This window comes from Pseudomonas sp. RA_15y_Pfl1_P11, from assembly GCF_963970975.1.
In the GTDB taxonomy this organism is placed as follows: domain Bacteria; phylum Pseudomonadota; class Gammaproteobacteria; order Pseudomonadales; family Pseudomonadaceae; genus Aquipseudomonas; species Aquipseudomonas tritici.
Genome location: NZ_CAXAOY010000001.1, coordinates 365,219 through 378,294 on the forward strand (window position 1 = coordinate 365,219; position 13,076 = coordinate 378,294).

The 13,076-nt window shown below is 60.1% G+C and carries 10 protein-coding genes and 1 pseudogene; 4 read left to right on the forward strand and 7 right to left on the reverse strand.

Annotated elements, in window-relative coordinates; genetic code table 11:
• Positions 1–14 precede the first annotated feature (14 nt).
• Positions 15–1,919, forward strand: coding sequence for a molecular chaperone HtpG (gene htpG / locus AACY44_RS01740; protein ID WP_339414673.1), 1,905 nt, complete (start codon positions 15–17; stop codon positions 1,917–1,919).
• Positions 1,920–1,986: 67 nt separating this feature from the next.
• Positions 1,987–2,715: a dienelactone hydrolase family protein gene (locus AACY44_RS01745; protein WP_339414672.1), complete on the forward strand. Its 729-nt coding sequence runs from the start codon at positions 1,987–1,989 to the stop codon at positions 2,713–2,715.
• Positions 2,716–2,822: 107 nt separating this feature from the next.
• Here AACY44_RS01745 and AACY44_RS01750 read toward each other — a convergent pair whose 3' ends face one another.
• Complete coding sequence (locus AACY44_RS01750; protein WP_339529696.1) at positions 2,823–3,689, reverse strand: pirin family protein; 867 nt, start codon at positions 3,687–3,689, stop codon at positions 2,823–2,825.
• Positions 3,690–3,753: 64 nt separating this feature from the next.
• The gene (locus AACY44_RS01755) at positions 3,754–4,170 is read right to left on the reverse strand and encodes an OsmC family protein (protein ID WP_314567716.1); all 417 of its coding nucleotides are present in this window, start codon (positions 4,168–4,170) and stop codon (positions 3,754–3,756) included.
• Positions 4,171–4,309: 139 nt separating this feature from the next.
• Here AACY44_RS01755 and AACY44_RS01760 point away from each other — a divergent pair, with 139 nt between their 5' ends.
• Positions 4,310–5,332, forward strand: a complete 1,023-nt coding sequence (locus AACY44_RS01760) for an amidohydrolase family protein (protein ID WP_339415038.1) — start codon at positions 4,310–4,312, stop codon at positions 5,330–5,332.
• Between the two features lie 173 nt (positions 5,333–5,505).
• Positions 5,506–5,984: pseudogene (locus tag AACY44_RS01765) on the forward strand (HAMP domain-containing protein); the annotation flags it as partial.
• An 80-nt stretch (positions 5,985–6,064) separates the two neighbouring features.
• Here the strand turns inward: AACY44_RS01765 and fabB are convergent.
• The 5 genes from fabB to AACY44_RS01790 form a co-directional block, all read right to left on the reverse strand.
• Positions 6,065–7,285, reverse strand: a complete 1,221-nt coding sequence (fabB, locus tag AACY44_RS01770) for a beta-ketoacyl-ACP synthase I (protein ID WP_012723103.1) — start codon at positions 7,283–7,285, stop codon at positions 6,065–6,067.
• An 11-nt stretch (positions 7,286–7,296) separates the two neighbouring features.
• Complete coding sequence (fabA, locus tag AACY44_RS01775) at positions 7,297–7,812, reverse strand: 3-hydroxyacyl-[acyl-carrier-protein] dehydratase FabA (protein WP_003210552.1); 516 nt, start codon at positions 7,810–7,812, stop codon at positions 7,297–7,299.
• A 249-nt stretch (positions 7,813–8,061) separates the two neighbouring features.
• Complete coding sequence (locus AACY44_RS01780) at positions 8,062–9,963, reverse strand: ATP-binding protein (RefSeq protein ID WP_339427795.1); 1,902 nt, start codon at positions 9,961–9,963, stop codon at positions 8,062–8,064.
• Positions 9,960–10,901 carry an ABC transporter substrate-binding protein gene (locus AACY44_RS01785; protein WP_339529697.1) on the reverse strand — a complete coding sequence of 314 codons (942 nt, stop codon included), beginning with the start codon at positions 10,899–10,901 and terminating at the stop codon, positions 9,960–9,962. Before AACY44_RS01785 ends, AACY44_RS01780 begins: the two co-directional genes overlap by 4 nt.
• A 1-nt stretch (position 10,902) precedes the next feature.
• Positions 10,903–13,023, reverse strand: coding sequence for a TonB-dependent receptor plug domain-containing protein (locus tag AACY44_RS01790; protein ID WP_339436680.1), 2,121 nt, complete (start codon positions 13,021–13,023; stop codon positions 10,903–10,905).
• Between the last annotated feature and the right edge of the window lie 53 nt (positions 13,024–13,076).

Here is a 13,076-nt window from a genome sequence, read left to right on the forward strand (position 1 = left end):
GGAGTTTGATGACCATGAGTGTGGAAACTCAAAAGGAAACCCTGGGCTTCCAGACCGAGGTGAAGCAACTGCTGCACCTCATGATCCATTCGCTGTATTCCAACAAGGAAATCTTCCTTCGCGAATTGATCTCGAACGCCTCTGACGCTGTCGACAAATTACGTTTCGAAGCCCTGTCCAAGCCGGAGTTGCTTGAAGGTGGCGCCGAACTGAAAATCCGTGTGAGCTTCGACAAGGACGCCAAGACCGTCACCCTCGAAGACAACGGCATCGGCATGAGCCGTGAAGACGCGATTACCCACTTGGGTACCATCGCCAAATCCGGTACCGCTGATTTCATGAAGAATCTGTCGGGCGACCAGAAAAAAGATTCGCACCTGATCGGCCAGTTCGGTGTGGGCTTCTACTCGGCCTTTATCGTTGCCGATAAAGTTGAAGTGTTCAGCCGCCGTGCCGGCCTTGCCGCTGGTGAAGGCGTGCACTGGTCATCCAAAGGTGAGGGCGAGTTCGAAATCGCTACCATCGATAAGGCCGACCGTGGCACGCGTATCGTGCTGCACCTCAAAGACGGTGAAGACGAGTTTGCCGATGGCTGGCGCCTGCGCAACATTATCAAGAAGTACTCCGACCACATCGCTTTGCCCATCGAACTGCCTAAAGAACAGGCTGCTGCCGAAGGCGAAGAAGCGCAGGCCCAGGAATGGGAAGTGGTCAACCGCGCGAGCGCGCTGTGGACCCGTCCGCGTACCGAGATCAAGGACGAGGAATACCAGGAGTTCTATAAGCACATCGGTCACGACTACGAAAACCCGCTGAGCTGGAGCCACAACAAGGTCGAAGGCAAGCTGGAATACAGCTCGCTGCTCTACGTGCCGGCCCGTGCTCCGTTCGACCTGTACCAGCGTGAAGCGCCGAAGGGCCTCAAGCTCTACGTGCAGCGCGTGTTCGTGATGGACCAGGCGGAATCCTTCCTGCCGCTGTACCTGCGCTTTATCAAAGGCGTGGTCGACTCCAACGACCTGTCGCTGAACGTGTCGCGTGAAATCCTGCAGAAAGACCCGATCATCGACTCCATGAAGTCGGCGCTGACCAAGCGCGTGCTCGACATGCTGGAAAAACTGGCGAAGAACGAGCCTGAGCAATACAAAGGCTTCTGGAAAAACTTCGGCCAGGTCATGAAAGAAGGCCCTGCTGAAGATTTCGCCAACAAGGAAAAAATCGCCGGCCTGCTGCGTTTTGCCTCGACTCATGAAGAGGGCGGCGAGCAAGTTGTGTCGCTGGCCGAGTACCTGGCACGTGCCAAGGAAGGTCAGGACAAGATCTACTACCTGACCGGCGAAACCTACGCTCAGGTCAAGAACAGCCCGCACCTGGAAGTCTTCCGCAAGAAAGGCATCGAAGTGCTGCTGCTGACCGACCGTATCGATGAGTGGCTGATGAGCTACCTCAGCGACTTCGACGGCAAGTCCTTTGTCGACGTGGCCCGTGGTGACCTGGACCTGGGTAACCTGGACTCCGAAGAAGAGAAGAAAGAAGCCGAAGAAGTCGCCAAGGCCAAAGAAGGCCTGGTTGAGCGGATCAAGGCGTCCCTGGGCGAGGCTGTCAGCGAAGTGCGGGTTTCCCACCGTCTGACCGATTCCCCGGCGATCCTGGCCATCGGCGAAGCGGACCTGGGCATGCAGATGCGTCAGATCCTCGAAGCCAGCGGGCAAAAGGTTCCGGATTCCAAGCCGATCTTCGAATTCAACCCGGCTCACCCGCTGATCGGGAAGCTCGACGCCGAGCAGAACGAAGAGCGTTTTGGCGACCTGTCGCACATCCTCTTCGACCAAGCGGCCCTGGCTGCTGGCGACAGCCTGAAAGACCCGGCCGCCTATGTGCGCCGCCTGAACAAGCTGTTGGTTGAACTGTCGGTTTGACACCGTTGTAGAGAAAACCCGCCTCGGCGGGTTTTTTCGTTCTAGTGCATCTCAACTGGAGTAAATGATGAGCCAAGTCACTGTGCGTTCCGTGGTCTATCAGATTGATGGCCAGTCTTATGAAAGCCGCCTGGCGTTCGATGCCAGCCACAAAGGCCCGTTGCCGGGCCTGCTGATGGCGCCGAACTGGATGGGTGTGAGTGCGGGTGCCGAAGAGATCGCCAAAAGCGTGGCCAGCAAGGGCTACGTGGTGCTCATCGCCGACCTGTACGGGCAAACCGTGCGTCCGTCGAATGGCGATGAAGCCGGCGCAGCGATGATGCCGTTGAAGAATGACCGCCCGTTGCTGACCCAGCGTATGCAGGCGGCCTTCGAGCAGTTGCAAGGCCAGGCCGAAGCGAAGGTTGATACCTCCAGGTTGGCAACCTTTGGGTTCTGCTTTGGCGGTTGCTGCTCCCTGGAGCTGGCGCGCACCGGTGCGCCGTTGAAGGCGGCGGTATCGTTCCACGGCACCCTCGACACGCCGAATCCGGCGGATGCGAAGAACATCAAGGGTTCAGTGCTGGTGCTGCACGGTGCTTGCGACCCGTTGGTGCCGAAAGAGCAACTGCCGGCGTTTGAAGATGAAATGAGCGCGGCGGGTGTGGATTGGCAGTTGCTGAGCTACGGCGGCGCGGTACATTCCTTCACTGACCCGCATGCGAATGTGCCGGGCACGATGATGTACGACGCGAAGACCGCTGCGCGGGCCTTTCAGTCGATGCATAACTTGTTGGATGAAGTGTTCAAGGGCTAAATCCCTAGCGCTTGTTCGGGCCTCATCGCGAGCAAGCCCGCTCCCACATTCGAGCGCATTCCTACAGGGTAAACGCGGTCGAATGTGTGCGGGCTTGCTCGCGAATGCTATCTCACCGGCAACTCAATTCTCTCAGACTCACCCGGCACCGTCGGCCAATCCCCAGCCGCCCAGCGCTGCCGCGCCTGTTCGATTCTTGAGGGGTCACTCGCCACAAAATTCCAATTGATCCGCCGTGGCCCATCCAGCGCCGCGCCGCCAAATACCACCAGATGGCAGTCACTCTCGGCACACAACGTCATTTCCTGCCCGGTCGGCAACACTACCAGGCTGTGCACCTCCAACACCTCACCATCCAACTGCGCTTCACCCTCCAGCACATACACCGCGCGTTCCTCATGCTCATCAGGAATCAGCAGCGTCGTGGCGGGTTGCATGCGCACCTCTGCATACAGCGTGGGCGATAGCACCGGCACCGGCGACTTGAGGCAGAACCCATCACCCGCAATCAGGCGGATCTGCACGCCGAGGTTGTCACTCACCGGCAAGCTCGCTGCCGGGTGATGGCTGTAATGTCCCGGCCCCGTTTCGTGGTCCTTTGGTGATGCCAGCCAGACTTGCAGCCCATGCAGGCTGAAACCGCTGGCCTTGAGCGCCTCTGGCGTGCGCTCGACGTGGGCAATCGCACTGCCGGCAGTCATCCAGCTGACATCGCCGGCCTGCACCACTTGGTCCGAGCCCAGGCTGTCCTTATGCTGCAGTGCACCGTCGAACAGATAAGTGAGGGTCGACAGCCCGATATGCGGGTGCTGGCGGATGTTCATGCCATCGCCCGGCGTGTAGCGGGTGAGCAGCATATGGTCGAAAAACACAAAAGGCCCAACGCTGCGGCATTCTCGCGATGGCAAAGGGCGCAGGATCGGTTGGCCTTCGACATCTTCGGGGCGAGGGCGAATCACGGTGAGGGTGGTCATGGTGCATCCCAGTCTGAGCGGGTTGGATGCTTCTGAGCATAACCCGCTCGGTAGGATGTTGCCGCTATTGGCTGAAGGCGCCTTCCGACAATTGGGTCTCGATGCTGACCTCGGCGGTAGTCATCAACTTGTGCACCGGGCAGCGATCAGCCACGCGATGCAGCTCATCGCGTTGTTCGTCGGTGAGTACGCCCTTTAGCGTCAGCTTGACGTTGAGCTTGTATTTGCCCTTTTGCTCTTCGGTGGCGTCGTGGGTGACTTCCACGGTCACGCCGGTCAGCGGGATGTCTTTTTTCTGGGCATAAAGCCTGACGGTCAAGGCCTTGCACGACGCCAGTGCCGCGTCGAAGTAGTCATGGGGGGAGGGCGCCGAATCGTCGCCGCCCAGGCTTTTGGGCAGGTCAGTAAACAACTCATGGTTGTTGATATTGACGCTATGGCGAAAGTTGTCCTGGTTCAGGGTATTCACGGTAACAGGCATGGCAAACCTCACAGGGTGGCAGGATGAAGGTCATGCAGTTATAGAGCATGCGGGCACTTCGGTGTTCCGCGTTTTTTGCTGGATGAACCTGGCATGGCGCGCAAGGTCTACCCGTATCAGCCCTAATCGAGGTTTTACCGTGCCCTGGACTCGCCTGACCCTTGCCTTGTGGCTCGCCGCCAGTAGCCTTGCCGTGCAGGCTCGCGACTATGCCTACAGCGACGCGCACCTGCATTACGTGGATTTCTTCCAGGAAACCGCGGGCATGGACAAGCTGCTCAAGGCGATGGCCGACAACCGCATTGAGCATGTGATGATTTCCGGCATACCGGTCGCGAAGAAATGGCACGAAGACGAGCCCAAACGCCCACGCTACTACGCCGGTGATGACGCCGATGCCTATTGGTACAGCGCCACCGACGTGATCGTCGCGGCAGCCGTCAACAAACTGACCCCAGAGCAGCGCCAGCACTTTCATCCGTTCCTGTCCGGCTTCAATCCCAACGACAAGAATTCAGACGCCCATATCCAGCGCATGCTCGACCTCAACCCAGGGCTTTGGCAGGGCATCGGCGAAGTCTTCACGCGCCATGACGACCTCACAGCCATCACGGCGGGTGACACGCCGCGCGCGAATAACGAAGCCATGACACGCATCTATCACCTCGCCGCGGAAAACGACCTGCCGGTGATGCTGCACTCCAATATCACCTCCAAACGCGAGCGTAACCCGCTGTATCTCGCCGAGGTCGAGGAGCCGCTGCGCAACCATCCGCACACCCGCTTTATCTGGGCCCATGCCGGCACCAGCAAGGAAATCCACCGGCATCAGGTGCAGATGGACTTTTTGTTGCCCGCGTTGAGCCGCATGCTGGAGGCCTACCCCAACCTGTATATCGACTTGTCCTGGAGCATGCTCACGCCGTATCTACTGGACGACGCAGGTCAGCCACGCTCGGAGTGGGTAGCGCTGGTGAGGCGCTTTCCAGATCGGTTTATGGTGGGCTCGGATGTAGTCGGGCGTTTCAACAAGCTGGGTAAGGAAATGCGCCGCTTTGACCCTTTTCTAGATGCGTTGCCTGAGGAGGTTGCCAAAAAAGTCGCGCGTGACAACTTTCTTGCCGTCTTGCCTAAAGCGAGCCGCGATGGCGGAGCACGTTGATATCACGTTGTGGTCTTGCGCAATGGCCGTAATCGGCCGATTCCTTTCAGGAGCCGGCTGCAAATGGATGCAGCGCGTTTGGAAGGAGCCAAGGCATGAGTATCAGACGTCTGAATATCCCCCGCGTGCAGGATTGGGTTTTGGTGTGTTGGCGTTGATGGTGTTTGCCCTGGGCGGTTTTGCTGACACGCAGTATCGTGCAGCCGTTGGCGTAGTCGTTGAAAGTCGCCCAGGGCGTGGCCAGCGGAGACTTGACCGGTGAGGTCGGCGTGAGTGGCCGCGACGAGCCGGCGCGCTTGCAGCGGGCGCTCAAGGGCATGCAGGAGAACTTGCGCGACACCATCCGGCGTATCTCCGCGTCTTCCAACCAGTTGGCGTCGGCCTCTGAAGAACTCAGCTGTGTGACCTCGGCGGGCACGGCGCTGGAGGAAATTGCCTCGGCGTTTACCCTCATCAATGAGCGTAACCTGGTGATTGCCAGTGCGTCTGAGCAACAGGCGGCAGTGGCGCGGGAAGTGGATCGCAATTTGATGAACGTTCGCGATCTGGCGCATCAGACATCGAGGGGGCGAATCAGGCGAGTGCGGCGAGCCAGGAGTTGTCGCGGTTGGCGGTGGATTTGAATTCGATGGTGGCGCGGTTTTCTGTGTAGCGCAGCACGATCTCAAATTCAGTGACCCACAAAAAAGCCCCGAACCAGTCGGGGCTTTTCATATGATCAAACTGCGAGGTTTATTTACCCTGCCAGCGTTTCAGCACCAGGGTAGCGTTAGTGCCACCAAAGCCGAAGCTGTTGCTCATCACGGTGTCGATCTTGGCGTTTTCAACGGTCTTGGTCAGGATTGGCATATCAGCCACAACCGGATCAATCTCGTCGATGTTGGCCGAGCCGGCCATGAAGTTGCCTTCCATCATCAGCAGGCAGTAGATCGCTTCGTGAACGCCAGCGGCGCCCAGGGAGTGACCGGACAGGCTCTTGGTAGAGCTGATGGCCGGGGCCTTGTCGCCGAAAACCGCACGCACGCCTTCCATTTCCTTGGCGTCACCGACCGGAGTCGACGTGCCGTGGGTATTCAGGTAGTCGATTGGGGTGTCAACGGTAGACATTGCCATTTGCATGCAGCGGATGGCGCCTTCACCGCTTGGTGCAACCATGTCGTAGCCATCGGACGTCGCGCCGTAGCCAACGATTTCCGCGTAGATCTTGGCACCACGGGCCAGAGCGTGTTCCAGCTCCTCGACCACCACCATGCCACCACCGCCGGCAATGACGAAACCGTCACGCTTGGCGTCGTAGGCGCGGGAGGCCTTTTCCGGGGTTTCGTTGTACTGGGTGGACAGTGCACCCATGGCGTCGAACAGGAACGATTGGCTCCAATGCTCTTCTTCACCGCCGCCGGCGAACACGATGTCCTGCTTGCCCAGCTGGATCTGCTCAACGGCAGTCCCGATGCAGTGAGCACTGGTGGCGCAGGCGGAGGAGATCGAGTAGTTCACGCCCTTGATTGCAAATGGCGTGGCCAGGCAGGCCGAAACGGTACTGCCCATGGTCCGCGTAACACGGTACGGGCCAACGCGCTTCACGCCTTTTTCGCGCAGGATGTCCAGCGCTTCCATCTGGTTGAGGGTCGATGCGCCGCCGGAGCCAGCGATCAGGCCGGTGCGTACGTTGGATACCTGGTCTTCGCTCAGGCCGGAGTCGGCGATCGCGTCTTTCATCGCCAGGTAGGCGTAGGCGGCTGCGTGGCCGACGAAGCGATAGATCTTGCGATCGATCAGTTCTTCGAGGGGCAGGTCGATGGAGCCGGAAACCTGGCTACGCAGACCCATTTCGGCATATTCCGGGTTGAAGCGGATGCCAGGGCGACTTGCACGCAGGTTAGCGGTGACGGTCTCTTTGTCATTGCCCAGGCAAGAAACGATGCCCAGACCAGTGATAACGACGCGGCGCATGCGGATAACCCTTAAAAGTTGTCAGTGGAAGTGAATACGCCGACTCGAAGGCCTTCGGCAGTATAGATCTCGCGACCGTCGACAGTCACCGAACCGTCAGCGATAGCCAGGTTCAGCTTGCCCTTGAGGACGCGCTTGATTTGAATGTTGTAGGTGACTTTCTTGGCGGTCGGCAAGACCTGGCCAAAGAATTTCACTTCGCCTGACCCCAGGGCGCGACCGCGACCCGGCAGGCCTTGCCAGCCCAGGTAGAAGCCAACCAGTTGCCACATGGCGTCAAGGCCCAGGCAGCCTGGCATCACCGGGTCACCTTCGAAATGGCAGGCGAAGAACCACAGGTCCGGGGTGATATCCAGCTCGGCGACCAATTCACCTTTGCCGTACTTGCCACCTTCTTCGCTGATATGGGTGATTCGATCCACCATCAGCATGTTCGGGGCGGGCAGTTGCGCGTTACCTGGGCCGAACAGCTCACCGCGACTGCAGCGCAGCAGGTCTTCCCGAGTAAAGGCGTTTTGTTTGGTCATGCGAGCTCCTCAATAATCCCATGCGGCAGGGTAGGGCAAATCTTCCCGAACCGAATGAAGCGTTCATGCCTCATGTCGGCAGCCTACACATAGACTATTGCGTTGTAGTGAAAGTCACAGCGGCAAGGCACTGAATGTACACTTGTTCACTGAAATTTTAAACCGGGTCTGTTTATGGGCCCGTTCGGGTGCCTAAGACTGCCGCACTTTCGCCTTTCACGCCAGTCGGAGTTGGCTGATGGCGCGGCGCTATTGCACCCAACGTTGCAGTATTTGCTGCAAATCCGTGCGTTTGAACGGCTTGGCCAGGTAATCGTTCATTCCGGCTGCAAGACAGGCTTCACGGTCACCCTGCAAGGCGTTGGCGGTCAGGGCGATGATCGGCAGGTCAGCGCACCCCGGCAATTGGCGAATCTGCCGGGTGGCTTCGTAGCCATCGATCAGCGGCAGCCGGCAATCCATCAGGATCGCCGTGAAAATCAGGCTTTCGGCGCTACGGATCGCCTCGGCGCCGTCGGTGGCAATGCTCACTGCGAAGCCCAGGCTGCGCAGCATGGCTTCGACCACGGTGCGGTTGACTGGGTTATCTTCCACCAGCAGGACATGGCGGCCATCGCCGGCGCTGCCTTTGCCGTCGGCGTCGGTAGCGATGGTCGGCAAGCTCTGCTGATCAATGGCCAGGGGAATTTCCAGGGTGAACAACGAGCCACGGCCTTCTTCGCTCTGGGCGCGCAGGGTGCCGCCCATGCGTTCAGCGAGGGTACGGGCGATGGGCAGTCCCAGGCCGGTGCCGCCGTAACGTCTTGAAATGGAACTGTCGGCTTGCTGGAATGCATCGAACATCAACTCCAGGCGCTCGGTGGAAATCCCGATGCCACTGTCACGCACGGTACAGGTGAACCACACCAGCTCATGGTCGAGGGTCTGCCACTGGGGTTCAACGCTGACCGCGCCGTGCTCGGTGAACTTCAGTGCGTTGCCGATCAGGTTCACCAGGATTTGGCGGATCCGCGTCGGGTCGCCCTGCACGCGCAAGGCGTCCATTCCTTGCGGGATCGACAGCTGCAGCGCTAACCCACGCTGCTGCGCGCTGTGCTGGAAGGCCTGGGCGCAGTTGTTGATCAGGTCCGCGAGGTTGAACGGAATGTGCTCCAACTCCAGCGCGGCGCGCTCGATCCGCGAGAAGTCGAGGATGTCATTGATGACCTTGAGCAAATGCTCGGTGGACTCGCAAGCCAGCGCCGCGTACTCGGTCTGCTCCTCGGTCATCTCGGTGGTTTCCAGCAACTGCAACATGCCCAGCACACCGTTCATGGGCGTGCGCAGCTCATGACTCATCATCGCCAGGAAATCCGACTTGGCGTTGTTGGCGCGCTCGGCTTCTTCGCGGGTCTGGATCAACTGGGCCATGGCCTGCTGTTGTTCGCGACTGGCCTGATTGAGCCCTTCGGCGAGGTTATTGATATGCCGCGACAGGTCGCCGAGCTCCGAATCATCCACGATCGGCAGCGGCGTCTTGTAGTCCCCTTGCTGGATGGCCTTCACCGCATTGCCCATGGCGCTGATCGGTTGTGACAGGCTGGCGGCCAGGCGCCGTGCGAGCAGGAAGGTGAACAACAGGGCGAACAGCGCCAGGATGCCGGCCTTCAACAGGATCTCCTGCTGGCGCTGGCTGAACGCGTCGTTGGACATGCCGACGATCACCCGGCCCAGGTAGTCCTCACGCGGTGCCTTGGGTTCGTTGAGGGTGTCCTGGAAGAAGTCATTGCCCAACTGGATGTGTTGCAGGCGAATCGGCGCCTGGAACACTTTTACCGACAGCGAACGGTCGTGGTGCTCTGAAGGTTGCTCGACGTACACCAGAATGTTCTCGCTGCTGTCCTGGATCTCCAGGAAGCGCACATGGGGCGTGGCCAGCGTGGCGCGCAACAGGCTATCAAGCACATCATTGTTGCCGGAAATCACCCCGTATTCGGTGGCGGGCGCCAGTTGGTTCGCGATCAATTGGCCGGTGTGGTCCAGTTCCTGGCGCAGGTCCTGGATACGCACGAAGGTAAAGAAGCTGATCAACAGCAACGTCAGCAACAGTGCCGGGCCCAGGGTGATGAGCTGGGTACGGGTGTTGATATCCCAACGGCGACGCAAGGTCATGGGCGTTTTTCTCCTTCGGCCAATCGCGTGGCAACGCTGGCTTCGTCCACCTGTTCGATCCCCAGTGAGCGCGCGACTTGCGGGTTGCCCACGACTTTGAAGTGTTCCGGATACAGCGAACTCGGCCAATGGGCTGGCGGATGGTCGAGCAGGCGGTCGAGCACGCGGTCGAGCACGCGCAGCCAGTCGTCCTGGTCGCTGTAGGTGCTGGCCAGGCTGCCGGCCCGCACAAAGCCCGCATTTGGGCCCACCAGCGGCAATTGCTGGGCATAGCTGCTCAGCAACAGGTTCTTCGCGGTTTTCGGGTTGTACAACTGCGGGTCGTCGAGGCCGAGCAACACGTCACTTTTTCTGAACAGGGTTTGTAGCGGCCGACTGTCATTTATGTTGTCCCAGCGCTGCGGCACGATTTCCAGGCCCAAGGGCGTGGCGTGCTGGCGCAATTCGGGCAGGAGAAATTCACTTTCGGTGCCATAGAGCACGCCGATGCGCCGTGCTCGGGGAAGGATGCCGGTGATCAGGCGCAATTGGCGCTCCAGCGGCGGGTCGCTCCACAACAGGCTGATGCGTGGGTGCTGCGTTGTGCCCAGGCGCTGGTGGGCCTGCACCCGACTGATGCGCAGCACCAGGGTCGGCGGGCCCAGGGTGTCCTGCAGGCGCCAGTCGAGACCGGGCAGGTCGAGCAAGATCAGGCGCGTGTTGGCCGGCAGGTGGCTGGGAGCCGGTAAATCCTTGAGGGCGGTGAAAGTGACGTGGTCTTCGGGGCGTTGTTGGGCCAGCGCCTGGGCAAAGGCTTGCACGCCCGCGCCGTCTTCGGCGGCGGTCAGCAGGATATCGGCGCTCCAGGCAGGAGCGGCAAACAGCAGGCAACCGAGCAGCGCAGCGCGTCGCCAGAACGTATTGACAAAAGAACGGGTCATCCGTGACGAGTCGCCCATGTCAGAACTCTAACTCCGCGCTGAAGTAGAGCACGTGGCGACTGTCATAATTGTTATCGGCCCAGGTGGTGGGCTGGTTGTCGAGGCGTTGTTGCAGCATGCCGGCCAGCTCCACATTGGCTTTGCCCAGGGCAATGCGCTTGGCCACCCGCAGGTCGGCCCGTTCGAAGCGATAGCCGTTGAGTGCGTCGTCGCCATAGTAGAACAGCGCGCTCGACCAGCCCTGACCCCATTCACGCAACCAGCCGGCGGAGCCACTGTTACGCGCGGTTTGTGCTTTATCACGCGGGTTACTGCTGGTGGCATCGACGTAAGCATAGGTCAGCCGCAGGCGGTCGGCGTTGCTCACGCGCCAGTCGAACTGGGATTCAGCACCGGTAAACCGAGAGCTGTTGGCGTTGCTGGCAATGTATTGGTTATTGCGCAGCGGCGAGCTGATCATGTTGGTGATCTCGTCGTAGAACAGTTTCACGTCCATGTTCAGCCCGATGTCGGCAAAAAAGCCGTTGTACCCTAGTTCCCTCGATTTCATCATCTCTTTATCGAGGTTGCCCGGGCCCCGGGTCTTTACGAAGTATTGCCCGGTGGTCTGCCCATAGGCCGGGGAGCCGAGGTTGGTGACGCGATAGCTCCAGTTGACATTGTTCTCGAACATGTCCGGCGAGCGGATCGCTTCGGAATACACCGCGCGCAGGCCGTGGCGCGGGTTGATCAGGTAGTTGACGGCCACCCGTGGCGTCAGCGAGTTGCCGCTCAGGTGCGTGTCTTCGTACATCGCGCCGCCTTGCAGCAGCCAATGTTCGCTGGCGCGCCATTCCAACTGGCCGAACAGACGCCAGGTGCTGTCGTCCAGAGTGCCGTTGAAATAGGTGTCGGAGTCGGCGCGGTCGTAGCGGTAGTTCATGCCGCTGACCAGGCGCAGGCTGTCGGACAGGCTGAGAGTGTCCTGAATCTCCAGGTCGTAGCGGCTTTCGCGAGTGCTTTGGTCGATGTCACCGCACACGCTCTGGTTGGCGCCGTTACGCCATTGGTCCAGCACCTGGTCGGCCAGGGCTTGCTCGGCGGGGCTGCCCGGTGGCGCACTGCCTTGGCTGTAGGTGTCCATGTGCCGGGCCAGCCGTTCGGCATAATTGGGGTTCAACTGCCATAACTGGGTCAGCTCCGGGCTGAACGAGACCTTGGCATCACAGGCGTTCCAGATTTGCCGGCGATCCCACTGTTGGGCCGAGCCCTGGATATACAGGCTGTGGTCAGGATTGAAATCAAAATTCCAGCGCAGGGAACCCGCGTAGTCTTTGGCTGTGACGTCGGAATTGTTACCGCCTTCGGTAATCCCGGCAAACACTGGAGTGTAGGTATAAGGTCGTTGGTTGGTGCCTTCCTTTGCATCCAACTGCACGTCGATGCTCTGTTGGGTGTTCAGCGTCTGGCTGATCGCCAGGCTGAAGCGGTTGAGGCGGCGGCCGTCACGGCGGTCGGCGCCGGCAGCGTCGCTGTCGAAACCGTCGTCCTGTTGCCCGGAGAGGGACAAGCGCAAGTCGCCGGTTTCCCAGCCTGCGCCCTGGCTGGCATAGAAGTCGTTGATGCCGCGTGCGCCACGCACCACCTTGACCCGCGAGCCATGGCTGTTGGCCGGCGAGCGCGTGAGGATGTTGACGACCGCCATCAAGGCATTGGCGCCGTAGCTGACGGTGTTGGGGCCGCGGAACACTTCGATGCGCTCGATATCTTCCATGGCGACCGGAATGTCGCTCCAGTCCACGGTGGCCAGGCCCGCGCGATACACCGAGCGGCCGTCTATCAGCACCTGCATGCGCCGCGCATCGCTGGCACTGGTGCCATGGTAGTTCACCGTCGCCTGGTTGCCGGTGGTGTAGCCGACCATCATCCCTGGTACCAGCCGCAGCAGTTCACTGATATCCCGCGCGCCACTGGCCTTGATCAGCTGGCTGTCGATCACGGTCATACTGCCAGGCACGGCGGCGGCCGATTGCTTGAGGCGCGTGGCGGTCAACACTTGGGGCAGGGGCTGGCTGTCGAGGAACAGGTCATCGGCCATGACCGGCGCGCTGCACAGCAGCATCAGCCACAGAGGTAGACGAGGAGGAGGGCCCAAATACACGGCACGGCCTTGATAATTGCGGATAGCCGCCCATGTTAACTGAGGTGGGGCCT

What these genes read in the sequence shown, in the direction of transcription:
- htpG (WP_339414673.1), top strand. Translation starts at nt 15, where the DNA reads ATGAGTGTGGAAACTCAAAAGGAAACCCTGGGCTTCCAGACCGAGGTG.
- AACY44_RS01745 (WP_339414672.1), top strand. Translation starts at nt 1,987, where the DNA reads ATGAGCCAAGTCACTGTGCGTTCCGTGGTCTATCAGATTGATGGCCAG.
- AACY44_RS01785 (WP_339529697.1), bottom strand. Translation starts at nt 10,901, where the DNA reads ATGGGCGACTCGTCACGGATGACCCGTTCTTTTGTCAATACGTTCTGG.
- AACY44_RS01750 (WP_339529696.1), bottom strand. Translation starts at nt 3,689, where the DNA reads ATGACCACCCTCACCGTGATTCGCCCTCGCCCCGAAGATGTCGAAGGC.
- AACY44_RS01780 (WP_339427795.1), bottom strand. Translation starts at nt 9,963, where the DNA reads ATGACCTTGCGTCGCCGTTGGGATATCAACACCCGTACCCAGCTCATC.
- fabA (WP_003210552.1), bottom strand. Translation starts at nt 7,812, where the DNA reads ATGACCAAACAAAACGCCTTTACTCGGGAAGACCTGCTGCGCTGCAGT.
- fabB (WP_012723103.1), bottom strand. Translation starts at nt 7,285, where the DNA reads ATGCGCCGCGTCGTTATCACTGGTCTGGGCATCGTTTCTTGCCTGGGC.
- AACY44_RS01755 (WP_314567716.1), bottom strand. Translation starts at nt 4,170, where the DNA reads ATGCCTGTTACCGTGAATACCCTGAACCAGGACAACTTTCGCCATAGC.